Source organism: Vibrio sp. YIC-376 (assembly GCF_052353105.1).
In the GTDB taxonomy this organism is placed as follows: domain Bacteria; phylum Pseudomonadota; class Gammaproteobacteria; order Enterobacterales; family Vibrionaceae; genus Vibrio.
Genome location: NZ_JBBWFK010000006.1, coordinates 244658 through 270592, shown reverse-complemented (window position 1 = coordinate 270592; position 25935 = coordinate 244658). Strand labels below are relative to the sequence as shown.

General features: G+C 46.0%; 23 protein-coding genes. 12 read left to right on the top strand and 11 right to left on the bottom strand.

Features of this window, described 5'->3' with window-relative positions; genetic code table 11:
• Positions 1-77: 77 nt before the first annotated feature.
• A complete protein-coding gene (gene dbpA / locus WJM94_RS13580) occupies positions 78-1457 on the top strand; it encodes an ATP-dependent RNA helicase DbpA (RefSeq protein ID WP_444494743.1) in 1380 nt (459 codons plus the stop codon).
• Positions 1458-1747: 290 nt separating this feature from the next.
• On the opposite strand, the gene WJM94_RS13575 is transcribed toward dbpA, so the two are convergent.
• Positions 1748-2320: a Crp/Fnr family transcriptional regulator gene (locus tag WJM94_RS13575; protein ID WP_444494742.1), complete on the bottom strand. Its 573-nt coding sequence runs from the start codon at positions 2318-2320 to the stop codon at positions 1748-1750.
• Between the two features lie 556 nt (positions 2321-2876).
• On the opposite strand from WJM94_RS13575, the gene cobA reads away from it, so the two are divergent.
• The 5 genes from cobA to cysC all read left to right on the top strand — a co-directional run bounded on the left by cobA (position 2877) and on the right by cysC (position 8726).
• Positions 2877-3752 carry a uroporphyrinogen-III C-methyltransferase gene (gene cobA / locus WJM94_RS13570; RefSeq protein ID WP_444494741.1) on the top strand — a complete coding sequence of 292 codons (876 nt, stop codon included), beginning with the start codon at positions 2877-2879 and terminating at the stop codon, positions 3750-3752.
• 58 nt (positions 3753-3810) lie between these two features.
• Entirely contained in the window at positions 3811-4719 is a 909-nt protein-coding gene (gene cysD, locus WJM94_RS13565; RefSeq protein ID WP_193281905.1) for a sulfate adenylyltransferase subunit CysD, read from the top strand.
• 18 nt (positions 4720-4737) lie between these two features.
• Entirely contained in the window at positions 4738-6168 is a 1431-nt protein-coding gene (gene cysN / locus WJM94_RS13560; RefSeq protein WP_444494740.1) for a sulfate adenylyltransferase subunit CysN, read from the top strand.
• 191 nt (positions 6169-6359) lie between these two features.
• Complete coding sequence (locus tag WJM94_RS13555) at positions 6360-8084, top strand: SLC13 family permease (RefSeq protein WP_444494739.1); 1725 nt, start codon at positions 6360-6362, stop codon at positions 8082-8084.
• 24 nt (positions 8085-8108) lie between these two features.
• Positions 8109-8726, top strand: a complete 618-nt coding sequence (gene cysC / locus WJM94_RS13550) for an adenylyl-sulfate kinase (RefSeq protein ID WP_444494738.1) — start codon at positions 8109-8111, stop codon at positions 8724-8726.
• Positions 8727-8816: 90 nt separating this feature from the next.
• Here cysC and WJM94_RS13545 read toward each other — a convergent pair whose 3' ends face one another.
• The 7 genes from WJM94_RS13545 to WJM94_RS13515 all read right to left on the bottom strand — a co-directional run bounded on the left by WJM94_RS13545 (position 8817) and on the right by WJM94_RS13515 (position 14367).
• A complete protein-coding gene (locus tag WJM94_RS13545; protein WP_444494737.1) occupies positions 8817-9722 on the bottom strand; it encodes a TIGR03899 family protein in 906 nt (301 codons plus the stop codon).
• A 327-nt stretch (positions 9723-10049) separates the two neighbouring features.
• A complete protein-coding gene (locus WJM94_RS13540; protein WP_444494736.1) occupies positions 10050-10547 on the bottom strand; it encodes a DUF3299 domain-containing protein in 498 nt (165 codons plus the stop codon).
• A 3-nt stretch (positions 10548-10550) separates the two neighbouring features.
• Positions 10551-11810, bottom strand: coding sequence for an ABC transporter permease (locus WJM94_RS13535; protein ID WP_444494735.1), 1260 nt, complete (start codon positions 11808-11810; stop codon positions 10551-10553).
• Positions 11807-12535: an ABC transporter ATP-binding protein gene (locus WJM94_RS13530; RefSeq protein ID WP_444494734.1), complete on the bottom strand. Its 729-nt coding sequence runs from the start codon at positions 12533-12535 to the stop codon at positions 11807-11809. The genes WJM94_RS13535 and WJM94_RS13530 overlap by 4 nt, the downstream gene beginning before the upstream one ends.
• Positions 12536-12587: 52 nt before the next feature.
• Positions 12588-13238 carry a zinc uptake protein ZrgA gene (gene zrgA, locus WJM94_RS13525; protein WP_444494733.1) on the bottom strand — a complete coding sequence of 217 codons (651 nt, stop codon included), beginning with the start codon at positions 13236-13238 and terminating at the stop codon, positions 12588-12590.
• 83 nt (positions 13239-13321) lie between these two features.
• Positions 13322-13672, bottom strand: a complete 351-nt coding sequence (locus tag WJM94_RS13520; protein WP_444494732.1) for a DUF2607 family protein — start codon at positions 13670-13672, stop codon at positions 13322-13324.
• Positions 13673-13815: 143 nt separating this feature from the next.
• Positions 13816-14367 (bottom strand): YtfJ family protein, encoded by a 552-nt coding sequence (locus tag WJM94_RS13515; RefSeq protein WP_444494731.1) that lies wholly within the window; start codon positions 14365-14367, stop codon positions 13816-13818.
• Positions 14368-14646: 279 nt separating this feature from the next.
• Here WJM94_RS13515 and WJM94_RS13510 point away from each other — a divergent pair, with 279 nt between their 5' ends.
• Complete coding sequence (locus WJM94_RS13510) at positions 14647-14841, top strand: DUF1107 domain-containing protein (protein ID WP_444494730.1); 195 nt, start codon at positions 14647-14649, stop codon at positions 14839-14841.
• Positions 14842-14911: 70 nt separating this feature from the next.
• Here the strand turns inward: WJM94_RS13510 and msrA are convergent, their stop codons facing one another.
• Entirely contained in the window at positions 14912-15550 is a 639-nt protein-coding gene (gene msrA / locus WJM94_RS13505) for a peptide-methionine (S)-S-oxide reductase MsrA (RefSeq protein WP_444494729.1), read from the bottom strand.
• A 170-nt stretch (positions 15551-15720) separates the two neighbouring features.
• Between msrA and tamA the strand changes: the two genes are divergently transcribed.
• From tamA to WJM94_RS13490, 3 genes are read left to right on the top strand one after another with little or no spacing between them, the layout of a single operon-like run.
• Positions 15721-17436, top strand: a complete 1716-nt coding sequence (tamA, locus tag WJM94_RS13500; protein WP_444494728.1) for an autotransporter assembly complex protein TamA — start codon at positions 15721-15723, stop codon at positions 17434-17436.
• Entirely contained in the window at positions 17433-21305 is a 3873-nt protein-coding gene (tamB, locus tag WJM94_RS13495; RefSeq protein WP_444494727.1) for an autotransporter assembly complex protein TamB, read from the top strand. The genes tamA and tamB overlap by 4 nt, the downstream gene beginning before the upstream one ends.
• Before the next feature lie 28 nt (positions 21306-21333).
• On the top strand, positions 21334-21681 hold the full coding sequence (locus tag WJM94_RS13490; RefSeq protein ID WP_444494726.1) for a gamma-glutamylcyclotransferase family protein: 348 nt from the start codon (positions 21334-21336) through the stop codon (positions 21679-21681).
• 160 nt (positions 21682-21841) lie between these two features.
• On the opposite strand, the gene ppa is transcribed toward WJM94_RS13490, so the two are convergent.
• Both ppa and fbp read right to left on the bottom strand, forming a co-directional pair.
• Complete coding sequence (gene ppa, locus WJM94_RS13485; RefSeq protein WP_444494725.1) at positions 21842-22372, bottom strand: inorganic diphosphatase; 531 nt, start codon at positions 22370-22372, stop codon at positions 21842-21844.
• A 120-nt stretch (positions 22373-22492) separates the two neighbouring features.
• Complete coding sequence (fbp, locus tag WJM94_RS13480) at positions 22493-23506, bottom strand: class 1 fructose-bisphosphatase (RefSeq protein WP_444494724.1); 1014 nt, start codon at positions 23504-23506, stop codon at positions 22493-22495.
• A 312-nt stretch (positions 23507-23818) separates the two neighbouring features.
• Between fbp and mpl the strand changes: the two genes are divergently transcribed.
• Together mpl and WJM94_RS13470 are read left to right on the top strand one after the other, a co-directional pair.
• Positions 23819-25177 (top strand): UDP-N-acetylmuramate:L-alanyl-gamma-D-glutamyl-meso-diaminopimelate ligase, encoded by a 1359-nt coding sequence (gene mpl, locus WJM94_RS13475; RefSeq protein ID WP_444494723.1) that lies wholly within the window; start codon positions 23819-23821, stop codon positions 25175-25177.
• Positions 25178-25183: 6 nt separating this feature from the next.
• Complete coding sequence (locus tag WJM94_RS13470) at positions 25184-25819, top strand: flavin prenyltransferase UbiX (protein ID WP_444494722.1); 636 nt, start codon at positions 25184-25186, stop codon at positions 25817-25819.
• Positions 25820-25935 lie beyond the last annotated feature (116 nt).

Here is a 25935-nt window from a genome sequence, read left to right as displayed (position 1 = left end):
GTTAATTTTAACTGGTCTTCCTGACAAATCTGGCGATAATGTGCCCTCTTTTTCATCCTACCTGAGGATATTCCCCTGTGAGCAAACAAACTTTTGACCACGTAGGGCTAAGCCCGGCGTTACTCGCTACGCTTGATGCATTGAATTACACCCATATGACGCCGATTCAAGCGCTGAGCTTGCCTGCGATTCTGAACCAGCGTGATGTGATTGGTCAGGGTAAAACTGGCTCGGGTAAAACCGCTGCGTTTGGTTTGGGGGTTTTGTCTAATTTAAATGTGAAGCGCTTTCGAGTGCAGTCCTTAGTGCTGTGTCCGACAAGAGAGTTGGCCGATCAGGTAGCGAAAGAAATTCGTACACTGGGGCGTGGTATTCACAATATTAAAGTTCTGACGCTTTGCGGTGGTATGCCAATGGGGCCGCAGATAGGCTCACTTGAGCATGGTGCACATATCCTTGTCGGCACGCCTGGCCGTATTCTCGATCACCTTGAAAAAGGTCGAATCAATCTAGAAGAGCTTAATACACTGGTACTGGATGAAGCAGACCGTATGTTGGAAATGGGCTTCCAGGATGCTCTGGATGCCATCATCGATGCTGCGCCGAAACAGCGCCAAACGCTGCTTTTCAGTGCTACTTTTCCTGAGAAAATCGAGCACATTGCCCAGCGTATCATGCAGTCGCCAGAGATGATCAAAGTGGAATCAACTCATGATACTTCGAGCATTGCACAGTACTTCTATAAAGTTGAAGGCTCGGAAGCTCGTGATGAAGCTTTGGCAAACCTTCTCCTTACTTACCAACCTGAGTCTGCAGTTGTATTCTGTAACACCAAAAAAGAAGTGCAAAGCGTGGCGGATGAATTGCATCACCGCGGCTTCAGTGTGATTGATCTTCATGGTGACCTAGAACAGCGCGAGCGTGATCAGGCTTTGGTCCAGTTTGCCAATAAGAGTGTTTCAATTCTGGTTGCCACTGACGTTGCCGCGCGCGGTTTAGACGTTGATAACCTGGATGCGGTATTTAACTTTGAGCTATCTCGAGATCCTGAAGTGCACGTGCATCGCATTGGTCGTACGGGCCGCGCGGGTAGCAAAGGTTTGGCCTTCAGTTTCTTTGGTGAAAAAGACGGCTTGCGTGTTGCTCGTATCGAAGAGTACTTAGATATGGATGTCGTGCCAGCGACGCTACCGGCGAAGTCAAACCAACAGCCGTACCAAGCGAAAATGGTGACGATAAACATTGATGGTGGGAAGAAGCAAAAAGTCCGTCCGGGCGACATTCTAGGTTGCTTAACGGGTAAAGACGGAATCCCAGGAACTCAAGTGGGTAAGATCCATTTGTTCCCAGTACGCGCTTATGTTGCGGTGGAGAAGTCTGCTGCGAAGAAGGCTCTGCAAACCATCAGTACCGGCAAGATGAAAGGGCGTCAATTCCGCGCTCGTCTTCTGAAATAGCTTCCTCATTTCACCGAAAAGGTTCTTCACATTAATAAATGTTAATCGTTGAATGATTCTATGAGTGAAAGTGTTATAGATGCAGTCATCCCGTCATTCCAGCGAGCTTAAGCGAGACTAGGAATCTAATGTCAGCGTGCTGAGGCGTTTTAGGAATGATTCGACCAACAAAGCGCTCGGAGAGTAGATTCTGAATCACGCTCGTGCCTCGCTGTTCAGAATGACGACGTAGAACGAAGATGCTGCTCGCTGTTAATCGAGCAGCATTACTTCAAATCAAGCGCTTTTTCTTACTTATGAGCTTTGCTCAGACGCGCTTTAATACGGCTCAGGCTAATAGGCGTAATGCCAAGATAGGCTGCGATTTGGTTATCGGTAATACGTTGTTCCAGATCTGGATAGTGCACACAGAACAACTGGTAGCGTTCTTCCGGAGAGTAGAGAAGCATGAAGCGTTCTTTGTTCTCTTTATTCATCAACTGAGTTTCCAGCAGTTTGAGATAAATAGGATGCTTATCCGCTCTCCAGTGATGTAGTGTCTCAATTGGCAAACAAAATAATCGGCAAGCCGTCAGTGTTTCCAGCAAAAAGGGTGAGGGCTGATTTTTGATGATGCTTTCGAAACCAATCACCCAGTCCTGTTCCCAATAAAATTCTTTACTGAACTCCTTCCCTTGTTCTGTCAGGTAACTTGCATGACATACCCCTTCAAGAATGAAGTAGATATCTGAACTAAATTCTCCCTGATGGCAGAGAATGTGCCTTGTCGGAAGTTCAAGCGCTTGCCCATGTTCGATAAGTTGTGAGGCTTCTTGTTCGGAAAAGCCATTTTGAGTTAAGTCGTAAAATACGTCGTTTGGCATCAAGGTATAAAAGTTAAACAGTGATTAATGGCATTCTAACCTTTCTTGCTCAATAACAAAAAGCTGCTCAATAACAAAAAGCGACTACTGGGATCAAATGCCAGTCGCTTAACGACTCCTATTGGGTCATTCCAGCGAGCCCTAGCGAGACTAGGAATCTAATATCAGCGTGCTGAGAGATAGAGAAATATCTTTGACAACAAAGTGCTCGGATAGGAGATCCTGAATTACGCTCCTTCGTCGCTATTCAGGACGACGGTAGACTGGGATATGCTGCTCACAGTTCAACGAACGGTATGAATTGCTACGATCCTCTTTATCCCGAGCCATGGTACGCCGTTTATTCGTGTCAGCGAAGCCGAATCAGAAAGCGTTAATATTCGCCTTAATACTTCAACTGGAATGGGGTAAACGGCCAATTCACGCTTTTGAATGAGACCAAACAAAAACTTCTTAGCAGATTTTTGAATAAAAAATGAAATTTTAGAATTTCAGGTAATATAAACGCCCAGCCATAATGCCTGCATACCGATATCTATGGATGATGAGCAAACACATGGCAGCGAAAGATTCAGTAACCACTTTTCCCTTACCAAAGCCGCGATTGGTTTCTGATAACCAAACGGTAGGGACATCGCGATTTTCAAAGCGCTCATTGCAGCCTGGTGAAGTTGCGCTAGTTGGCGCAGGTCCGGGTGATCCTGAACTTTTGACCGTGAAGGCTCTGAACTGTCTACAGCAAGCTGATGTCGTTTTGTACGACTACCTTGTCTCTGAAGAGATCATGGCATTGATCCCAAGCGATACGATCTTAGTTTGTGTGGGCAAGCGTGCCGGACACCATAGTGTGCCGCAGGAAAAGACCAATCAATTATTGGTTGATTTCGCAAAGCAAGGTTACCGAGTGGTGCGAGTGAAAGGTGGTGATCCATTCGTGTTTGGTCGTGGTGGTGAAGAACTTGAAGTTCTGGCTGATGCTGGTGTGCGTTTTCAGGTTGTTCCCGGTATTACGGCGGCGGCTGGAGCAACGGCATATGCCGGGATTCCTCTGACACACCGTGATTACGCTCAATCAGCCATTTTTGTCACCGGTCACTTGAAAGAAGAAAGTGACGAGATGGATTGGTCAACACTGGCTCGTGGCAATCAGACTTTAGTGATCTACATGGGGCTGATGAAATCAAACTATATTCAGAATCAGCTTATTAAACACGGTCGCTCTGCCTCAACACCGATTGCCATTATTGAACGTGGTACGCAAATAGAACAGAAAGTATTTACGGGAGAATTGTCCCAACTATCTGATTTATCGAAGGATGCTCAATCTCCTTCCTTAATCGTGGTAGGTGAAGTGGTTCGATTGTCTCAAAAGTTAGACTGGTTTTTGTCTAGTACTGAATTCAACAAAAGTGCTATCGCCAACTCCATATAATTTCAGTCCAAAGATTAGAGACGTAATGCGCCTTCAAGCTTAAAAGGAAATACAAAACATGGACCAACAACGTTTAACTCACCTTAAACAACTCGAAGCGGAGAGTATTCATATCATCCGTGAAGTTGCGGCTGAGTTTGATAACCCAGTCATGATGTATTCGATTGGTAAAGATTCATCGGTGATGCTGCACCTTGCGCGTAAAGCTTTTTACCCAGGTAAGATCCCATTCCCACTGCTGCATGTGGATACGGACTGGAAATTCCGCGAGATGATTGAGTTCCGTGATCGTACAGCAGAAAAATACGGTTTTGAGCTTTTGGTACATAAGAACCCAGAAGGTATCGCAATGGGTTGTAGCCCATTCGTTCATGGTTCTTCAAAGCACACAGATATCATGAAGACCCAAGGTCTTAAGCAAGCTCTGAACAAATACGGTTTTGATGCTGCTTTTGGTGGTGCGCGCCGAGACGAAGAGAAATCACGTGCGAAAGAGCGTGTGTACTCATTCCGCGATAAAAACCACACCTGGGATCCTAAAAACCAACGTCCGGAATTATGGAAGACATACAACGGTCAGGTTAACAAAGGTGAGAGCATTCGTGTGTTCCCACTTTCAAACTGGACTGAGCTCGACATTTGGCAGTACATCTACCTGGAAAACATTGAGATTGTACCGCTTTACCTTGCTGAAAAACGTCCTGTCGTTGAGCGCGATGGCATGTTGATCATGGTAGATGATGATCGTATGGAGCTTCAGCCAGGCGAGGTGATCGAAGAGAAAAGCGTTCGTTTCCGTACTTTAGGTTGTTATCCGTTAACCGGCGCGATCGAATCAGAAGCTAATACTCTGACGGGCATTATTGAAGAGATGCTGGTGGCCACATCAAGTGAGCGTCAAGGACGAGCGATCGACCACGATCAGTCAGGATCGATGGAACTGAAAAAACGTCAAGGTTACTTCTAAAGGATCGAAGGAAAGATAATGAACAGTGCAGTTGAAGCTCAATTAGCCGAGCTTGGTATCGAAGGCTATTTAACACAACACCAGTACAAGTCTTTACTTCGATTTCTGACTTGTGGTTCTGTTGATGATGGTAAGAGTACCCTTATTGGTCGCTTACTTCATGACTCAAAACAAATTTATGAAGATCAGCTAGCCGCTGTGCATTCCGATAGTCAGCGTGTCGGTACAACGGGTGAGAAGCCAGATTTGGCACTCCTTGTTGATGGTCTGCAAGCGGAGCGTGAACAGGGTATCACTATCGATGTGGCTTACCGTTACTTCTCAACGCAGAAACGTAAGTTCATCATCGCTGATACTCCGGGACACGAGCAGTACACACGTAATATGGCGACTGGTGCTTCGACGTGTGATTTAGCGGTAATCCTTGTGGATGCTCGTAAAGGCATTCTTGATCAGACTCGTCGCCACTCATTCATTTCAAACCTGTTGGGATTGAAGCATTTTGTTGTCGCAATTAACAAAATGGACTTAGTGGATTACTCGCAAGAGCGTTTTGAAGAGATTCGTGATGCTTATCTAGAGTTCTCTGAAAACCTGACGGGTGAAATTGATATTCAAATCATCCCGATTTCAGCACTTGAAGGCGATAACGTCGTTGATAAAGGCGAAAATCTGGACTGGTTCAAAGGTCCTTCACTGCTTGAGTTACTTGAAACTGTTGACGTTGACCGAGAAAAAGGCAACGGTGAATTCCGTTTCCCAGTTCAGTATGTGAACCGTCCTAACCTCGATTTCCGTGGTTTTGCGGGTACGATTTCGTCTGGTTCAGTGAAAGTGGGCGATAAGATCAAAGCGCTTCCTTCAGGCAAGACATCAACCGTTGCGCGCATCGTTACCTTTGACGGTGATATCGACGAAGCACAAGCAGGTCTGGCTGTTACTTTGACTCTGAATGATGAAATTGATATCAGCCGTGGTGATTTGATTGTTCTGGAAAACGCTCAGGTAGAAACCACTAACCATCTGCTTGCAGACGTCGTGTGGATGACAGAGCAGCCATTGCAACCTGGTCGTGATTACGACATTAAGATTGCTGGTAAGAAAACAGTAGGTCACGTTGAGGTGATTCGTCATCAATACGACATCAACAACCTGTCTACGCACGGAGCGGCTGAGCTTCCACTAAACGGTATTGGCTTGTGTGAGTGGTCATTTAACGAGTCTGTTGCAATTGATAACTACCAGGATTGTGCTGATACCGGTGGATTTATCATCATTGACCGTCTGACAAACGTAACAGTTGGTGCTGGCATGGTGAAAGAAAGCCTTGCTGCAGTAGAGCGTGGTTTGACTGACATCTCTGCATTTGAATTGGAGCTTAACGCACTGGTTCGTAAACACTTCCCGCACTGGGAAGCTAAAGACCTAAGCCAATTGCTCAAGAAGTAAATGGTTTGCCTGACTGAGTTGCGAAATGCAGTCAGGCGCTTTCCTCTGAAACCAGAATGTTTCGGTAAATACTGAACATTCTGGCTTCCTTTTCGCTTGCTTTGTTCTGATTATTCATTTTATCGCTCTGCACAAACGTTCTGTGTAGCTGCTTGTTTCGCCCTAATCGGGCTTTTTGGTAAGGAAAGGCTATGTGGGAACAAGGATTTGTATTAGCGATTCTGCTTGGCGTTATTACTTGTTTGCTTGTCACTAAAATTAAGCCTAGCTATATCTTTGCTGGTGCTGCCTTTGTTGCATTCATGGCCGGGATGATGGATTTGAACACCATCGCAGCCAACTTTACCAACTCATCGTTGTTAACACTTGTATTGTTGATACTCGCTTCATGCGCCCTGGAAAAAACGCTGCTTATCAGTTGGGTGAGTCGCAGTATCTCAGAAGGCCAATTAGGAAGTGTTATTGCGAAGCTGGGTTTGTCTACGGCTCTACTTTCTTCTTTTACGAACAATACCGCAGTTGTGGTGTCCCTGATCGGCGCGATCAAACGCAACCAACAACATGCACCCTCAAAGCTATTGATTCCGCTTTCATATACGGCAATTTTTGGTGGCACATTGACGTTGATTGGTACGTCAACCAACTTAATTATCAACAGCTTTGTCGAAGATGCAGGCCTGCCTAGCCTGAACTTTTTTACTCCGACATTGATTGGCTTAGCTGTGCTGGTGGGTGGGTTGTTAATTCTGATCCCATTAAGTTACTTACTGCCAAATTATGACGACCAGACTCAGGAAGATTTACCTTACTTTCTTGAATCCCGCGTTGAGCCTGGCTCACCGTTAGTTGGACGTACGGTCAGTGAAAACAATTTACGTGCTTTACGTAAGTTGTTCTTAGCGGAAGTGATTCGTGATGGCGTGACGGTCTCGTCGGTAGGACCGGATTTTGTGCTCAATGCTAAGGATCGCCTGCTATTTTGTGGTGATGTGGAGAGTGTGGCGACATTGCAAGAGATCCCAGGATTGACACTGTTTGGCCAACAACATTTAAACGGGCAGAACTTTGTCGAAGTCGTGGTGAGCTCCTCTGCTACGTTTTGCCATAAGACACTCAAAGAGAGCCGTTTCCGTGATCGTTTTGATGCGGTTGTTGTCGCGATTCGACGTGGTCATGAGCGTCTGGAAGGCGGCCTTGGCAACATAGTTCTGGCTCCGGGTGACACTTTAGTATTGGTGCCAGGTAAGCGATTTGAAACTGAGCGCAGAGCACATGGTAAAGAGTTCGTCCTGATTCAAGATTTGGATTCGAGTGCCCGTTTAGATGTTCACAAGTCTTCTATCGTATTACTCGGCTTTGCGGCTGTTATTGGTTGTGCATTACTGGAGTTAGTGCCAATCATTAAAGGGCTGGCAGTGTATATCATCGCGTTGATCGCCCTGGGCATTGTTCAACTTGGAGAGCTGCGCCGCCGTTTCCCGGTAGATATTGTTGTGATTGTAGGCTCAGCACTTTCGATTGCACAGCTTATGATCTCTTCTGGCTTATCCATCAGAATGGGTGAGATGTTTATCCAGGCTTTTAATGGCTGGGGCGTATTTGGTGCACTGGTGGCGACGTATATCATGACGCTGGTGTTAACTGAGTTAGTGACCAACAACGCCGCAGCAGCGCTCGCTTTTCCTATCGGCTACAGTATGGCGGTAGGGTACGGCGTCGATCCCATGCCATTTATTATGGCTGTATTGTTCGGCGCGAGTGCGAGCTTTATTTCTCCCTACGGTTACCAGACTAATTTGTTGGTATACAGCGTAGGAAATTACAAATTGACCGATTATGTGAGAATAGGTGTGCCTATTTCAATTGTGTATTCCGTCTTAGTACTGACACTGATTCCGGTCTTCTTCCCGTTTTAATTCCGATATTTACAAGGATACGTTATGACAGCCGACACTACGGTAAAAGATGAAAACATTGTTTGGCATCAGCACTCGGTCGATAAACAGTTTCGTGCTGATTTAAAGAAACAAAAGCCAGCGGTGTTATGGTTTACCGGCTTATCTGGTGCGGGTAAATCAACGGTAGCTGGCGCATTGGAAAACCGTCTTGCAGAGCTTGGTTACCATACTTATTTGCTTGATGGCGATAACGTTCGACATGGCTTGTGCAGTGATTTAGGTTTTTCAGAGCAAGATCGCCGTGAGAACATTCGTCGTATTGGTGAATTGGCTAAGTTAATGGCAGATGCAGGTTTGATTGTACTGTCTGCGTTTATTTCTCCACACCGTGCAGAACGCCAGTTGGTTCGAGATCTATTGCCTGAAGGTGAATTCATTGAAGTGTTTGTGAATGCTTCTCTGGAAGTGTGCGAAGGACGCGATCCTAAAGGTTTGTATCGCAAAGCCCGCGCAGGAGAAATTCCCAACTTCACTGGTATTGATTCAGAATATCAAGCGCCTGAAAGCCCAGAAATTGATTTACCGGCGGGAGAGAAAAGCGTCGATGAGTTGGTCGAGTTGTGCTTACACGATCTAAAACAGCGTGGTGTGATCCGCTGAGATACTTTTTAGATCATGGGTGGTCAAAAGGTTATTGAGTAGGTTGAGGAGCTTTTGGAACATAGGTGACCAAAAGCTCCTGAAGCGTGATTATACGGTGTGATTGATGCTGGTGTTCGTCTCGCTATGCACATTAAATTTCTGATTTAAAAGCGCTAATATTTGATCGTAATACTCTGTGTTAGTCTTATTTCCCAGCAGCTTACACAGTTCGTTGCCGGTTGGGCTAAATCGATAATAAAGCAATCTCACTCCCTTAGAATTGGCATGCAGCGACAAATTCTTCCCTTGATAGGTGAGTGATAAAGGCGTCTCAACACTGATCTCTCCTGACTCAAGTTCGGTACTGTGCAGTAAGCCTAATTCAATCAGTACCAGCAAGCTGGAGTAAGGGAGTTGGAAGGCGCCCATATTTAAGTTACTGGTGGTATCTCGTTTACCAAAACTAAAGAGACCATTGTGGGCTTTGTAGCCAATTAATAACTTGCGACTTCCATCACCACCAAAGCTGCAAGCCAGAGAGGCTGCTCTTTGCAGAGTTTGTGCTTCTTTCGGCGACATGTCTTTAAGCATTTTGAGTGCTTTCATCGATGTAGAACCCGGGTTGGTGACTTCACGTTTCAGCACTTGTGCCCAGAGTTTTTGCATCGAGCTGCTGTGAATGTCTTGTGCCATCTCGAAAAATCGATAAAGCCAGTCCTGATCCGGCTCACCTGCAGTTTCATCTCTGCATGAGCTGTGCGCTAGTTTTAAAATCTGCTCGAGGTTTTTCTGGCGTTGTTCCTGGCGTCGTTGTTCGCGTAATTGTGCTCGTTCAAGCGCTGATTTGGCAGGAGGCTCTTTTTGCAGTAATGCATCTAACCCGTGGGTATGAGCAATGCTCTGAATGCGGCTGGCGCTATCTTTGATGTAGCTGCTCGTTTTTTCATGACGGCGACTCTGCTGGGATGTGGACTGGTGCTCGATGACTACGGGTTGTTTTACTAGGTCTGCCATTTATCTTCCTACCGAGGGAGCTGCGGTTAACGCTTGAAGCAATTTACCTCTTAATGTTCTCAACGACCAGAGAATGAGCATCAGAATTTGATCAAATAACGCTATCCAAAATGATAATGAATTGTTAAAATTGTTATCGTTATTTTGGAGGGGCGATGAAGTTCTCAGAAGCAAACAAACTGAAAAAGCACCTGTCGATAGCGTTTCTTTTAGTCCTGTATGTGAGTGTATTAGCGTATTTGTCTCGCTATATTATTTAGTTCGCATATGAAAAGGGCGCCGAAGCGACGCCCTGGGTGTATCTTTTAAAACGGTGACGATTGGACACTACATATCGTCGTAACTTTCTATTTTCGTACCTTCTATCAAGTAGGCCGTTTCTGCCAGTTCATGGCTCATGACTTCTGTTTTGAGCTTCCCTACGACGTAAACTACATCCCAAAGCTCCTGCACAGGTGCTCCTTTTGGAAACTTCACGTAAATGATCTGATTAGGTGGTGGTGGCGGAACGTGAATACATGCCCCGAAGTATGGCACCAGCAAAAACTCGGTAACGGTATTCGAATCACCTTCCAGCGGAATAACAAATCCCGGTATTTTTACCAGACTACCGTTCAGTTCGGTCCTTACGCTGCCAATCTTAGACTGTTGCGCTGCGCCACCACTATGTTCTGATGCGTTAGGCATGCCGACACTATCGAACATTTTACGCTCCGATTCGGGCACGAGGTCAAGCCAGTCCAGCGTTAATGGCTCTTCGCTTGCCATTACAGGAGCCGTAAAAGAAATCACCAGCAAGCAGCTAGTGAGTATTTTTTTCCACATTTTTTATATCCTTATTGTCATTCCGTCACTCAGTGATTGTCTATAAGCGCGTAGTGCAGGGATGAAACCAATCATAATACCAGCGCATTGTACAAAGCCGAGCAGCATCCATTCATATGCAGAAAGAAAGCTTAGTGTCAGATGTATACCATAGTGCTGTTGTATTATGGGTTGCAATAGCGCCAGAATGGAATAGAGACCCGCAACGCCTGTGATAATCCCAGCTGCGGTCAACAAACTGGCTTCGCTGATCAGCAGAGAGAACACATGGCGAGGTCTCGCCCCCATCGCCCGTAGAATGGCCATTTCTCGACGTCTTTCTTGCAGACTGGTTAGCAGACTGCTTAACATTCCGAGTAATCCTGCGATGACGACAAAACCTGAAACTGCCATCAATGCCTGCTCTGCAACCGACATCATTCCCCACAATTCATGTAAAGCAACGCCTGGCATGATCGCGCTCAAAGGCTCTTTAGGATAAGTGTTAATTTGTCTTTGCAGGGCGAAGGTTTGAATACGTGATTTCAAACCGACGAGCATCGCGGTGATTTGTTTCGGTTGAAAGTCGACGGCTTTTAAATCTTCGGCATTTGGCGTTGCACCTAAATTTGCGCCACTTTCCCAGCCTACGTGGATTGCTTCAATGGCTTCTAAAGATACATGAACGGTCTTATCGACTGGTGTGCCTGTCGGAGACAGAATTCCGACAACATTGAATGGCAGGTTGTCATGACGGCTAAAGCCGACGTCACTGATGCCATGAGCGATGATGATCTTGCTGTCAATCTGGTAACCCAGTTGTTTCGCCACATCTGAACCGAGGACGGTTTCAAATAAGCCATTGAATTCTCGACCCTGAATAAAAGTAAGTGGTTGCTTACTTCCATATTTGTAGTGTTCGAAGTAGCTGTGATTAGTCCCCATAACACGGAAACCTTTATGGGAGTCGCCCAGTGAGATGGGGATAGCCCAATCGACAGAGCGATGCTGACTAAACTCCTGATAGCTCTTCCAGTCGATATTATTGGTAGCGTTGCCAATTCGAAACACTGAATAAAGCAATAAATTTACCGGCCCAGAACGACCACCAATGATTAAATCAGTGCCTGAAATTGTATTCGCAAAGCTGTCTTTTGCCTGAGTCCGAATCCGCTCAACGCCAAGCAGTAAGATGACAGAAATCGCGACAGTCATGATGGTCAGTAAGGCGGTGGCCTTGCGGTTCATTAAGCTTTTCCAGGCAAGCTTTACAACGGCGCTCATGACAATCCTCCTAAGCTACTGCATTGGTTGATTTCAGGAAGGTTAATCGTGCGGCTAAATAATGGCTCTAAGGTTGGGTCATGGCTGACAAACACCAGTGTGGCATTGACTTGATTGGCTTGTTCCATCAGTAGTTCAATGAAAGCCATGCGGTTGTCATGATCCAGAGCAGATGTTGGTTCGTCAGCAATCACTAACGCGGGATGCCCCATCAAAGCTCGAGCCGCGGCCACTCTTTGCTGTTGGCCAATACTCAATTCAGACACCGGACGCGAATGCAGACTGTGAGGCAAATGCAGCCTCTCTAACAACGCAGACGCTTGCTCGACCAATGCATGATGGCTCGCCCTTCGTGCGATACGATCACGTCTTACCTGACTGAACTGGCAGGGCAGTAATACGTTTTCTATCACATTGAGATATGGCAACAAATTGAATTGTTGGAAAATATAACCAATATGGTCCGCGCGAAACTTATCTCTTTGACTTGCCGATAATGTCGATAAATCGGTGCTTAACACGGAAAGTGACCCTGAGCTCAGGGTATTGACTCCGGTAAGCAGAGCCAGAAGTGTTGATTTACCGCAGCCACTTGGCCCTTTGATAAACACATGCTCACCAGATGCAATGCTTAAATGAGGAATAGCGATGGTAGCGATGTCAGAGCCTGGCCAAATAAACTCGGCATCCTTGAGCTCTACAACGCTGGATATGGAATCAGTCATAGATTATCACCAAAGGAATAGCGTGTAAGTGCGCACTTACACGCCAGGCTAGTTATTTGATTTTTATCTCGGCGTTATCTTTGCTGAGATTGGTTGCTGACTGAGTGGTATCAGTAAACAAGTTAACACTGACCGATTCTGTTGCAGGGAATTGATTAAACCAGCCAGCTTTAATGTTACTGAGTTCACTGACTTGCTCACAGTTGAAGCGATATTGCACAGAAAACTCACCATGATCGTTGTGCTCATCATGGTCGTGCCCTTCGTGATGGTCATGTTCATCATGACCATTGTTATCATGGTGCTCGTCATGATCATCGTGCTCATGTTCGTCGTGGTCGTCATGCTTATGAACACTGTGGTCATGCTCTTCATGTTCATCATCAAGAGTGTGGTTCACAAGGGCTTCTGTAAGATCACATTTGGCTTGTGGGTTGATAGCAAACAAGCTATTTGCGTCTTCCAGTTTGGCGACAGCGTGTTTTAGAGCCTGTTCTTGCTCTGCATTCTCAGGCGGGTGTTCGAAGCCAACCACGTCAGCGCCTGGAGCGGTAATTTCAATTAGCAGATCTTTGCCGTCTTGGGCAATGTTAAATTCGACTTTGCCGTGAACGTGTGCATCGTGCTGGCGGTATTCTTCCGCGATTGCGGTTGTAGACAGAGATAAGCCGATAACAAGAGCCAAAGTGTGTTTAGATGGCATTTTTCTTTCCTAATTTTGCGTCTACCAATTTGAATGAGTATGAATTCAAATTGATACTAAGTCTTTTAATACGTTATTAAAAATCACGAATATTGCGAGTCAATAACACTAAATGGTTTAAGTATGAGTGATGACGAAGCAAAATTAGGTGGTGCACGAGCCGCGCTAACGACTTCCTCGATAGGGACTGAAAGTTCGATTACGTATTGGAGTTTGTTACGCGTGTACGTCAGAGTGTGAATGGTTGGCTGAGACTTTGCCAGACCGTGATTCGCATTGGCGAACATCTGGCAGTGATGGTGGGTATGATGTTCAGGCGTCAGATCCAACTGATGGAAGATGGTGGCAAAATTCCATACGATCAGCAAAGCCACACTGAAGAGTACAACAGTGCGATGCCAATCTCTTAATGTCGTTTGCCTGAAGTGAACCATTTTTGAGCCTGAAACCTGACCGAGTGTTATAATATAACACTCATTATTGGTAAAAGTTCACTCTTTTGTATGCAAAGGGAAAAATCAGATGACTGCGGGAGGCGTGACTCCCTGCCCGGAGAGACAAGGAATCTGTGTTAGGTTTAAATGCTCTGTTTGATCAACTCAATCACTTGAGTGATCTCTTTTTGTTCTAATGCCCCTTCTTTGGCGAAGAGCACTTTCCCCTGTTTATCTTGCACGATGATTGCCGAGCTCTCTGGTTTTAATTCCCAGGCTTTTGCTACTACACCATTCTCATCTAATACCATGGATGACCAAGGAAACTCTTTCTTACTATCTTGTGCTGAGGATTTCACAAAGGATCCCGTGCCCCAAATAGCGTCATCCTGATTGATGATCGTTGTTGTCTGGTAGTTTTCTTCAGGAAACTTAGCCGCAGTAATGGCTGACATCAAAGGGGCGTTCATTTCCTTTGCGCTGCTGCGACCGGCAATTGCTTGAATGACGCGCACTTTTCCCTGCATTTGTTGGGTTGCCCAAGGCTGGAATGCAACGCCTTCACCTTGCATTACAATTTCACCATAAGCTCCGACTTTAACGGCAGGAACGGTTTCGCCAATGAGTAAATTATTTGCGAGTGAAAGACCTGGAGTCAGAGCCAGCAGAAGGGGCAGGAGAGTCTTAGTTTTCATATTGTTATATTCCGTAAAGTTAGCATTGTTATAGCTAAATAACCTCGAGATGGTTAGTACAGCAAGCCAAGGTTTGTTGATAGAAGCTAGTTTGGTCTGACCAGTATATAGGTAGTGCAAATAAATTCACAGGGTGTTTGTTAACAATTTATTAACGCATGAAGTTGTGTAATGTTGCGTTGTGATTAGGATTTGCTAAAATGAAGTCGGTCGCAAATTGCGCTATAAGATTGTTAAGGATAGACAATCTGTGTTTTCTCAAAGGAATTGAGGTGAAAGATGCTACGTGAATTCGCAGTATATCGACCACTCCAGGTGGCTCGCTTTGTAAAGACGCTATTCAAAGGTCAGTTTTTTATTGCAGGCGTGGGGAGCTTCTATTTTGACAATGGTAAAGTTCTCCTTCCCGACGTGAATGATCAGAAAAGACTTACGGTTTTTAAAGAAGTGAATCAGGCAATTGCATCGTTATAAGCATTTATAATTGAAGCAATATTAAGAGCGACCAAGGTCGCTCTTTTTAGTTACGCAGATAAAAGTTTATTTAACCTTGTAAGCTTGGTGGGAAGCAAACGCCAGTGCCGCCCAGACCGCAGTAGCCTTCTGGGTTTTTCGCCAGATATTGCTGGTGGTATGTTTCAGCAAAGTAGTATGGTCCTGCGGTTTGTATTTCTGTGGTGATGTTGGCTCTCTGTTCTTCTTGCAGGGCTTGTTGATACTGTTGTTTCGATTGCTCTGCGATCTCCTGCTGTTCTTGCGAATAAGTATAAATAACAGAACGATACTGAGTGCCAAGGTCATTACCCTGACGCATGCCTTGAGTCGGGTCGTGTTTCTCCCAAAACGCGGTAAGAAGCTGTTCCAGTGAAATCATTCGTTCGTCGAATACCACTCTTACGACTTCCGCATGACCCGTTTCTCCGGTACACACTTCTTTATAAGTCGGGTTTTTTGTGTATCCGCCTGAATAGCCAACGGATGTAGAAACCACGCCATCCAGTTTCCAAAACAGGCGCTCAGCACCCCAAAAGCAGCCCATGCCTAATAAAATTTGTTGCTGGTGAGGTTGTAATGGTGCAGTCAAACTCGATTGATTAACAAAATGCGTTTCTTCAATTTGCATCGGCTGATCTCGACCAGGTAGGGCATCTTCTATACTGATTAATGTTTGTTTATTGAGCATGCTATCTGTCCTTTTAAATGTGTCTTAAATTTGCGAACTTGTCCTAGTTCGTCTCTATCTGAAGATGTAATGACAAAGGCTACGGTAAAGCTTTAATATTACAGACTTAGCCTGTAATTGGCGTTATTATTATTCTCATTTATTTTAATCTCAGTTAGCTAAAAAAACGCATGATAAAAAAAGCTCTCCCGATCATTGTTGTTGGCTTGTTTGTCTTTTCTCCCACGGTGTCTGCCAAAGTAGCTTTGAAGCTACAAGGCATTGATGGCGCTTTGGAAGAAAATGTCAAAGCTTACCTGACTTCAATTCCAGAAGAAGACTACTCGACTTCATTGCGTTTTCAGGCGCGACTAGATGAAAGTATCACTGAAGCGCTCAATGCGCTCGGATATTATCATGCCAAAATTTCATATACTGTTCCTGAAAATAAGGATGAATTGATCATCGATATCGCAAAAGGCTTGCCAGTAAAGGTCAAAGTCATGGATGTCGTGATCACGGGTGAAGCGCAGGACGATGAAGAATTCGCGAACCTTCTTAAGGCATCACCATTAAAAGTGGGGCGGGTTCTTAATCAAGGTGACTACGACAGTCTGAAATCCGGTATACGTAACCTGGCGTTGCAGCGTGGCTACTTCAAAGGGGATTATTTACTCAGTCGTCTGGAAGTGGTTCCTGCATTTAACGAGGCGAATATCCGTTTGCATTATGACAGTGGTATTCGTTATCACTTTGGCTCTATCAATATTACCGGTAGCCAGATTTGGGATGAGCGTGTTGCTTCGCTGAGTCCTTTTGACACCGGCGAACCTTACTTAGTCTCAAGTGTTGGTGAATATAACCAGAACCTTTCTAACACTGACTGGTTCTCATCTGTGTTTGTCGAGCCAGATTTGACACAACTCGATGAGGGACGTGATTTACCTATCAAGGTCTCTCTTGCTCCGGCAGCCAAAAACCAGATTGAAACGGGTCTTGGCTACTCCACTGATACTGGTGTGCGTGGCACATTAAAATGGAAAAAGCCCTGGATCAGCTCCCGTGGTCACAGTTTAGATACTGCTCTTTCCCTGTCCCAACCGGAACAAACCATTACTGCAGGCTACAAGATACCGCTTGATGACGTTTTGCACCAATACTACCAGCTTCAGTTTGGGTTAAAGCATGTGGATAACCGTGATACCCAGAGTTTAGAGTCGAATTTAGCGGTAGAGCGTCACTGGATAGTCGATGACGGCTGGCGTAAGACCTTGTATGTACGTCACTTGTACGAAAACTTTTCGCAGGGTTTACAGGAAGATGGTGTGCACTTCTTGCTGCCGGGGGCGACGTTTTCACGTACAAGAGTTCGTGGCGGCAGTATGCCAATGTGGGGCGATAAGCAAACCATCACATTTGAATATGGTGACCCAGCTGTTTTATCTGCGACCCGAGTTTTTCGCTTCTTGGGGCGAACTTCCTGGATTCGTGGGATTGGCGAAAACCATCGTGGGCTCTTCCGCTTAGAAGGCGGCGCTAACTTTATGGAAGAGTTCGATAAGTTACCTCCATCGTTGCGCTTCTTTGCTGGTGGCGACAATAATATCCGCGGATATGGTTACGAATCCATTTCTCCTGTCGATGAGAGTGGAGCGCTAACGGGGGCAAAATACATCCTGAGCAGCACTCTGGAATATCAATACCGTATTACGGGTAACTGGTGGGGAGCCACTTTCTACGATATTGGTGATGCATTCAATAATACGCCCGAATGGAAAGCGGGGGCCGGGGTTGGTATTCGCTGGGCTTCTCCGGTAGGTCCGGTCAGCTTCGATTTTGCATGGGGATTGGATGATCCTTCTAAGAATGAATTCCGCATCCATTTCTCTTTGGGGCCTGAACTATGATGAAAACGATGTTTAAGTGGACCAAATGGTTATCGCTCAGTTTGATTGGTCTTCTGCTGTTGCTCATCATTTTAGTGTCAACAGTACTGTTTACTCACCCTGGTTTAAAGCTGGCAATATGGGGGGCAGAAAAAGCGCTGCCACAATTGCAGGTAGAGAAGATTCAGGGCGCGTTATTCCCTCGTTTTTCGATGCAGAACATCAGTTTTGTTGATGAATCGCTGAAGATTGATGCGAAAGTGGATAGCCTGACGCTGGCGATCAACTTCCGTTGTTTCTTCGATCCGAAAGTCTGTGTTGATGAACTATCGCTGCAAGGTGTGAACTTCCAGATGCCGGATCTTCCGCCTGCCAGTGACGAACCTGAAGAGGAGACACAGCCGCTGCGTTCAGTCAGCACGCCAGTACCAATCTTTGTCAATAAAGTTAGCTTAAATGACATCAATCTGAACATCTTGGGGAACCAAGTGGACTGGCAACAGTTCTCGACCGCGTTATCGATGCAGGGCGATCGCTTAGTGATTGCGCCGACTGCATTAAAAGAGATTAATGTTGCATTGGCCCCAAGTGATGCTGCGTCAGCACCTACAGAGGCTGAGGCAACAGAACCCAAGGCCGGCGAAGCAGAAACAGATAAAGAAGCAGATGCGGCTAAAGATATAGCAGCAGAGGCCACAGAAGATTCGGTAGCGGAAGCAGGATCTACAGAGCCAGCGGATACTGCTCCGCAAGATATTGTTCTGCCTGAAGTGTGGATCCCACTGACAGTGGACGCTCGACGCCTTGATATTAATAACTTCAAGTTAGCAGGCGAAACACCGGTAATTGTTCATCATCTTGGTCTGGTGGCGAAAGCTGGGGGCGATCGCGTTGAAATAAAAACGCTTGAGCTCGATATGCCTGAGGTCGAAGCGACATTAAGCACGCAAGTGACGCTTTCTGCGGACTATCCGATTAACGCTCAGTTAGATGCGTTGGTCAAACAAGCCGATGTAAAAGGACAGAAACTGTCGTTTTCAGCATCTGGATCGGTGGGGGACCTGTCTCTTAAGGCTACCCTTTCTGAACTGACCAAAGCCGAGATCCAAGGAAAACTTCAGCCACTTAAAGCTCAGCTGCCATTTGATGTGACCATTAACAATGTGGAAGCGCAGTGGCCGTTGTTGGGGGAGAGTGATTATCAAGTATCAGTACCAAGTCTGGTGGCTAAAGGCTCTTTAGATGGTTATGAAGTTGCGCTTGAGACGAAAGCATCCGGTAAGGACATCCCAGCAGTTGATGTGGCCCTGAACGGTAAAGGCACATTAGAGCAAATTGATCTGGAAAGCCTTGTAGTTAAAACTTTAGGCGGCGAACTGTCCGGTAAGGTGATGGCCAACTGGGCAGCGCCAATAAACTGGCAAGCCGATCTCAACCTGCAGCACATTCAGCCGGGTCTGCAATGGCCTGAAGCGGAAGGCGACATCAGTGGCAGTTTATCCACTTCTGGCTCGCTAACAGAGCAAGGTGGCTGGCAGGTCAGTCTTCCTACGCTTGATATTGACGGCATTCTGCGCGGTTACCCACTTAAAGTGAAAGGCCAGTTAGAAGCTTCAGATAAAGATGGTAAAGCCGAGGATATCCAGCTCACAACTCAAGGTTTAGTGCTGGCTCATGGTCCTAACCAGTTGAGTGCTAAGGGTAAGATAGATAAACAAATCTTGATGGATGTTGAGGTTAACTTCCCGGACTTTGCGAAAAGTGTGCCTGATCTTAGCGGTAATATGAACGGTAAAATCGCAGTACGAGGCAGTTTAAAAGAGCCAAACATCAATTTAGATCTGGCGTTAAATAAAGTGGGCTGGCAACAGTTAGCCAAAGTAGAAACGGTCACGTTGAAGGGGGACGTTTCACCACTACCGGCACCGAAAGCTAAGGTCAGTATGGTGGCGAACAGTATTACCTATGACAACTTGAAGTTCGATAGTGCTGATCTCGAAGTTTCGGGCGATGAAAAACTGCATCAACTTACCTTAGATGTGGTTTCGGATATCGTGTCTACCAGCCTGGAAATTCAGGGTTCATTTGAACAAAAGCCAGAAATGATCTGGGATGGCGCCTTGACTCGTTTGTCGCTCAATACAGTTCAAGGACCTTGGGCTTTGCAGAAATCGACGGCTGTGAAGGTCAATATCGATAAGCAGATCGCTGATGTTAAGGCGCACTGTTGGTTGCAAGCTCAGTCGAGTGTGTGCCTGTCCGAAAACATCAGTGTCGGTAAAAGTGGTGAGGCGAAGTTAGCGGTAAACAACTTTGATTTCAGCCAGATAAAGACGCTGTTACCGGCAGAAACTAAGCTGCAAGGCTCAGTGAATGCGCAAGCTTTTGCCAAATGGGCACCAAACATGAAGCCGGAAGTGACGCTGAATGTCGACATGCCTGAAGGTCAGGTAGAACAAGCATTAGAACAGCCAATTACGGTTGGTTGGGAAAGTGTCAGCTTTAAAGCCGCATTGGCAAAAGATAAGCTGGATGCGCAGTGGCTTGTAGATGTAACAGATAACGGTGATCTATCTGGTAATGTCTCGCTGATTAATGTGTCTTCTGAATCCCCTGAGATTGCAGGTAATGTGTCACTTTCGACGCTGCATCTGGACTTCTTAGCGCCATTGATTGGTCAGTACAGTTCGTTCAAGGCCAATATGAATACTGATCTTGCTCTGTCTGGTGATGTGATGCACCCTAAAGTCAATGGTCAGTTCTTGATTGATCAGATAAAACTGAATGGAGAAGTCACACCAATTGACATCGATTCTGGTCAGGTGGTGATTAACTTTAAAGGTCATCAGGCTGACTTAAATGCTGATATCAATACCCCAGATGGTAAGCTGGAAGTCACCGGAGATGCGGACTGGCAAGATTTACAAGATTGGCATACCAAAGCGCGAGTGTTCGCCAAAGAGCTGAAAGTGGATATGCCACCTATGGTGAAAATCATCGTTGAGCCAGATATGACGCTTGAGGTGACGCCGAATTTAGCCAAGGTACAAGGCAATATTAACCTGCCTTGGGGGCGAATTGTTGTTGAAGCACTGCCGCCAAGCGCCGTTGGCGTTTCAAGTGACCTGGTTATTCTGGATGAAAACTTACAGCAGGTCGACGATACGGTGGCCGTACCGTTTAATGTTGAAACCGACATTAACATCAAGATTGGTAACGACTTCCAGCTTTCGGCGTTTGGTCTGAAAGGTGACTTACAGGGTAATCTGAATGTTACTCAGAAAGACAAAGGTCCGTTTATCGTCGGTGAAGTAAAAATTGTCGATGGTTCTTACCGTTCCTTTGGCCAGGATTTGGTGATTGATGACGGTAAAATCATGATGAATGGTCCCGCGGACGAACCTTATCTGTCGATTACCGCTATTCGTAACCCTGATAACACGCAAGATGATGTGACTGCCGGTGTCCGGGTAACAGGCCCAGCATCTGATCCAAGTTTGGAAATTTTCTCGGATCCTGCTATGCCTCAGGCGAATGCGCTGTCCTACTTACTACGTGGTCAAGATATTGATGCGGAATCTGGTGGTAATGCGATGACCACAACATTAATTGGTTTAAGTCTGGCGAAAAGTGGTCGTGTTGTCGGTCAGATAGGTGAAGCCTTTGGCGTACAAGATTTACAGCTCGATACCGCAGGGTCGGGTGACGATTCTCAAGTGACGGTAAGTGGATACATACTTCCGGGTTTACAGGTCAAATATGGTGTGGGTATCTTTAACTCGCTGGGTGAATTCACGGTACGTTATCGCCTCATGCAAGATCTGTATTTAGAGGCAGTATCTGGTGTAGACAGCGCCGTTGATTTACTCTATCAATTTGAGTTTGATTGATAACGTAACTCATAGCTAAGGAGTAGTTATGCAGCATTTGGTTTTTGTTTACGGCACGTTACGTAAGGGAGAGTACAATCACCACTATTTGAGTTCGGCGCAGTTTCTAGGCCTCCACGAAAGTGATGCTCAATTTACTTTGTATGACTTAGGTCCATACCCTGGTGTGTCGAAAGGCCATCAATCTGTACAAGGTGAAGTCTATCTGATTGATGACGAAACGCTCACTGAGTTAGATAAACTCGAGGATGTGCCGGTCGAGTACCGCCGCGAGAGTATTAGCACGCCTTTTGGTCAGGCTTGGATTTATATTTATCAAGATACCGAGCAACTGACGGAAGAGATTGCGTCCGGAGACTGGTGCCAAAGAGTGTAAGGTGCTGCCTGTGGTACACGCTGCCTCTGGCATACATTGGTACCGTGGTTACGACGTTGGTCGAATATAGCTTGCTTTGAGTCGCACTCACGGAAGCTAAATTTGGGTATTAAAAAAGAGCTGCAATTATGCAGCTCTTTTTATTGGGATAAGTTTGCACTTATTTTTTCTGTGCACGCTCATAAGATTCAAGGATTTCAGCTTTAGCGGCTTCAACATCTGCCCAGCCGTCTACCTTCACCCATTTACCTGTTTCCAGTTCTTTGTAACGTTCAAAGAAATGCGTGATTTGAGCTTTCAGTAATTCTGGGATGTCACCCACATCTTGGATGTGTTCATACTCTTTTGAAATTTTAGAGTGCGGAACCGCAACTACTTTTGCGTCTTCACCAGACTCGTCAGTCATTTTCAGTACACCAACAGGGCGACAACGAATAACGGAACCCGGCATCAGAGGGTAAGGAGTAGGAACAAGTACGTCTACCGGGTCACCATCAAGAGAAAGTGTGTGGTTCACGTAACCATAGTTACATGGGTAGAACATTGGCGCAGACATAAAACGGTCGACAAATACAGCACCAGAGTCTTTATCTACTTCGTATTTGATTGGGTCTGCGTTTGCAGGGATTTCGATAACCACATAGATATCTTCAGGCAGAGATTTACCTGCTGGTACATGGTTTAGGCTCATTTGAAACTTCCTTTTCATTGAGGATGAGGACGAGGAGTACTCATCTAATTACGATTTATTCGCAACTAACTTTAGCGACAAAAGCGCGGCAGGTAAACACTTGCCGCGTTGGACAAAGGTCTATTCGTCGCGATTCTTCTCAAGGAATTCTTCGACCTTGCGTACCATGTTTTTTGAACCAACAAAGAACGGCACGCGTTGGTGTAATTCAGTCGGTTTGATTTCCATGATGCGATTCACACCGTCAGAAGCAATACCGCCAGCCTGCTCGATTAGGAATGCCATTGGGTTGCACTCGTAAAGCAGGCGAAGTTTACCTTGTGGGTGGCTTTGCGTGCTTGGGTAAAGGTAGATACCACCTTTAAGCAGGTTGCGATGGAAATCTGCTACCAAAGAACCGATGTAGCGAGAGGTGTATGGACGACCATCTTCTGGCACATTCTCCTGGCAGTACTTGATGTACTTCTTCACACCAAGTGGGAAGCGAATGTAGTTACCTTCGTTGATCGAGTAGATTTTACCATCTTCAGGAATCATCATGTTTTCATGTGACAAACAGAAGCTACCAATAGAAGGATCGTAAGTGAAGCCGTTAACACCGTTACCAGTGGTGTAAACCAGCATGGTAGATGAACCGTAAATCACATAGCCAGCCGCAACTTGTTTATGGCCAGGCTGAAGGAAATCTTCTTGAGTCGGTGGGGTACCAATTGGTGAAACGCGACGGTAGATTGAAAAAATCGTACCAACAGACACGTTCACATCGATATTAGAAGAGCCATCAAGCGGATCCATTAATACAACGTACTTCGCGTTTTGGTTAAGTTCTTTGTTGAACGTAACCGCTTCATCTTCTTCTTCACTGGCAACGCCACAAACTTGGTCACGAGCTTCAAGTGCCGCTTTAAATTTGTCGTTTGCATATACGTCTAGCTTTTGCTGAGCTTCACCTTGGACATTATCCGTGCCTACAGCACCAGTAATATCACCAAGACCTGCCGCATTGATTTCGCGGTTAACGATTTTCGCGGCTAAACGAATAGATGCTAAAAGAGATGATAGATCACCACTAGCGTGGGGGAAATCCGCTTGTTTCTCGACAATGAATTCGCCTAGGGTGCGCAATCCAGACATGGTCAATCCTTACATTTTCATTTTGTTGGGGGTGTTGCGCAAGGACACATCTCTTCATGGATGTTAAACGTTTGCGCTAAACGTAATTTTATGTCGAAGATCTTTTTAATGGTAATGAAGTAACCGACTGAGATCTCAATTTATTTGTCTGGTCACTGAGGAATTCATCATTTAGTCAGAAGGTTGTACAGTCCGTGTTCACCCTTGTCATATTTTTGAAAGGGACAACAAGAAGAGCGTGAAAGTCACTCGCTTTTCTGGTCGTTATCGCGATAATGAAAACATTAAAGAAGGCATTACAAGGTTAAGTTTATGCACATCCATATCTTGGGTATCTGCGGCACGTTTATGGGCGGCGCAGCAATTTTAGCACGCCAACTCGGACATCGAGTGACGGGTTCTGATGCCAATGTTTACCCACCGATGAGCACACTGCTAGAGTCTCAAGGTATTGAAATTATTGAAGGCTTTGACCTATCTCAGCTTAATCCTCAACCGGATTTGGTTGTGATAGGTAACGCGATGAGTCGTGGTAACCCATGTGTGGAACACGTCCTCAACAGTAACATGCGTTACACCTCCGGACCACAATGGCTGAGCGAGTTCTTACTGCATGATCGCTGGGTACTCGCGGTGTCTGGTACGCATGGTAAAACCACCACATCAAGTATGCTGGCATGGATACTGGAAGACTGCGGCTATCAGCCTGGTTTCTTAGTCGGTGGTGTGTTGGGTAACTTTGGTGTCTCTGCCCGACTGGGTGAAAGCATGTTTTTCGTGGTTGAAGCGGATGAATACGACAGTGCTTTTTTCGATAAGCGTTCTAAGTTTGTGCATTACCATCCCCGCACGTTAATTATGAATAATCTTGAGTTTGATCATGCAGATATCTTCGACGATCTAGAAGCGATCAAGCGCCAATTCCACCATTTGGTACGTACCGTTCCGGGCAACGGTCTGATTCTGGCTCCAAAACAGGATCAGGCGCTGGCTGACGTACTTGAGCGCGGTTGCTGGACGGAAAAACAGTTCTCTGGTGAAGAGGGAGACTGGCAAGCGGATAAGCTTGTTGTCGATGGTTCAAAATTCGAAGTGTCGCTGCAAGGTGAGAAAGTTGGCATTGTAGAGTGGGACTTAGTGGGCGATCACAACGTGGATAATGCCCTGATGGCGATTGCTGCGGCAAGGCATGTCGGAGTGGCTCCTGAGTTAGCCTGTCAGTCACTCGGCCGTTTTATCAATACTAAGCGCCGACTAGAGCTAAAAGGTGAAGAGCAAGGCGTAACGGTTTACGACGATTTCGCTCATCACCCAACTGCGATTGAACTGACGGTTGGTGGTCTGCGTAACAAGGTGGGTGATAAACGTATTCTGGCAGTTCTGGAGCCGCGTTCTGCCACCATGAAACGCGGCGTACACAAGAATACGCTGGCAGATTCACTACACAGTGCTGATGAAGTGTTCTTATTCCAGCCAGATAACATTGAGTGGTCCGTTGAGGAAATCGCTGACCAATGCCAACAACCAGCGTTTTTTGACGCTAATCTGGATAGTTTTGTCGCGAAAATTGTTGAACGTGCTCAACCTGGAGACCAAATTCTGGTGATGAGTAATGGTGGCTTTGGCGGGATTCACGGAAAACTTCTCGAACAGTTAAAACAAAAAGCTTAATCAGTTATGTCTCACAAAAAAACTCAGCAAAAGAAAGCCATTACCTTAGCACTGACAGGTGCTTCAGGAGCGCCTTATGGTCTCAGACTTCTGGAGTGTCTGGTTGCCGCGGATTATCACGTTTATGTACTGATCTCTTCTGCGGCAAGGGTTGTGATGGCAACCGAGCATGACCTGAAGTTGCCTGGTGGCCCTGAAGCGGCACAAAAAGCGCTGGTGGAACACCTCAATTGCAATCCCGATAATATTACCGTGTGTGGCAAAGACGATTGGTTCTCGCCTGTGGCATCAGGCTCTGCAGCACCCAAACAAATGGTGGTTTGCCCGTGCTCTGCAGGCAGTGTTGCGGCGATTGCGCACGGGATGTCGGATAACCTGATTGAGCGTGCGGCAGATGTAGTGATGAAAGAGCGTGGCCAATTACTGCTTGTGGTGCGTGAAACGCCATTCTCGACCCTGCATCTGGAAAACATGCATAAGTTATCGCAAATGGGAGTAACTATCATGCCTGCCGCGCCGGGGTTCTATCATCAGCCAAAGAGCATCGAAGACTTAATCGACTTCATGGTAGCGCGAATTCTCGACCATCTTGGCATTGAGCAAGGCTTGGTACCTCGCTGGGGATATGACCAGCGTTCATGAGTAAATAGCAAATAAGTTAAGTCACGCATCAATATCATCAATGTATTGCTGTGCGTATCCCCATTTTACTTTGCTGAACCTAGCATCACGCAGTTATTTGGGTATACAATCCATCC

Bases quoted from the DNA above. Each gene is read 5' to 3' on its own strand.
- WJM94_RS13555 (WP_444494739.1), top strand. From the start codon at position 6,360: ATGTGGGAACAAGGATTTGTATTAGCGATTCTGCTTGGCGTTATTACT.
- WJM94_RS13535 (WP_444494735.1), bottom strand. From the start codon at position 11,810: ATGAGCGCCGTTGTAAAGCTTGCCTGGAAAAGCTTAATGAACCGCAAG.
- WJM94_RS13515 (WP_444494731.1), bottom strand. From the start codon at position 14,367: ATGAAAACTAAGACTCTCCTGCCCCTTCTGCTGGCTCTGACTCCAGGT.
- WJM94_RS13470 (WP_444494722.1), top strand. From the start codon at position 25,184: ATGTCTCACAAAAAAACTCAGCAAAAGAAAGCCATTACCTTAGCACTG.
- mpl (WP_444494723.1), top strand. From the start codon at position 23,819: ATGCACATCCATATCTTGGGTATCTGCGGCACGTTTATGGGCGGCGCA.
- WJM94_RS13510 (WP_444494730.1), top strand. From the start codon at position 14,647: ATGCTACGTGAATTCGCAGTATATCGACCACTCCAGGTGGCTCGCTTT.
- tamA (WP_444494728.1), top strand. From the start codon at position 15,721: ATGATAAAAAAAGCTCTCCCGATCATTGTTGTTGGCTTGTTTGTCTTT.
- WJM94_RS13540 (WP_444494736.1), bottom strand. From the start codon at position 10,547: ATGTGGAAAAAAATACTCACTAGCTGCTTGCTGGTGATTTCTTTTACG.
- WJM94_RS13545 (WP_444494737.1), bottom strand. From the start codon at position 9,722: ATGGCAGACCTAGTAAAACAACCCGTAGTCATCGAGCACCAGTCCACA.
- WJM94_RS13520 (WP_444494732.1), bottom strand. From the start codon at position 13,672: ATGGTTCACTTCAGGCAAACGACATTAAGAGATTGGCATCGCACTGTT.
- zrgA (WP_444494733.1), bottom strand. From the start codon at position 13,238: ATGCCATCTAAACACACTTTGGCTCTTGTTATCGGCTTATCTCTGTCT.
- WJM94_RS13575 (WP_444494742.1), bottom strand. From the start codon at position 2,320: ATGCCAAACGACGTATTTTACGACTTAACTCAAAATGGCTTTTCCGAA.
- fbp (WP_444494724.1), bottom strand. From the start codon at position 23,506: ATGTCTGGATTGCGCACCCTAGGCGAATTCATTGTCGAGAAACAAGCG.
- cysN (WP_444494740.1), top strand. From the start codon at position 4,738: ATGAACAGTGCAGTTGAAGCTCAATTAGCCGAGCTTGGTATCGAAGGC.
- msrA (WP_444494729.1), bottom strand. From the start codon at position 15,550: ATGCTCAATAAACAAACATTAATCAGTATAGAAGATGCCCTACCTGGT.
- WJM94_RS13530 (WP_444494734.1), bottom strand. From the start codon at position 12,535: ATGACTGATTCCATATCCAGCGTTGTAGAGCTCAAGGATGCCGAGTTT.
- cobA (WP_444494741.1), top strand. From the start codon at position 2,877: ATGGCAGCGAAAGATTCAGTAACCACTTTTCCCTTACCAAAGCCGCGA.
- cysC (WP_444494738.1), top strand. From the start codon at position 8,109: ATGACAGCCGACACTACGGTAAAAGATGAAAACATTGTTTGGCATCAG.
- ppa (WP_444494725.1), bottom strand. From the start codon at position 22,372: ATGAGCCTAAACCATGTACCAGCAGGTAAATCTCTGCCTGAAGATATC.
- tamB (WP_444494727.1), top strand. From the start codon at position 17,433: ATGATGAAAACGATGTTTAAGTGGACCAAATGGTTATCGCTCAGTTTG.
- WJM94_RS13490 (WP_444494726.1), top strand. From the start codon at position 21,334: ATGCAGCATTTGGTTTTTGTTTACGGCACGTTACGTAAGGGAGAGTAC.
- cysD (WP_193281905.1), top strand. From the start codon at position 3,811: ATGGACCAACAACGTTTAACTCACCTTAAACAACTCGAAGCGGAGAGT.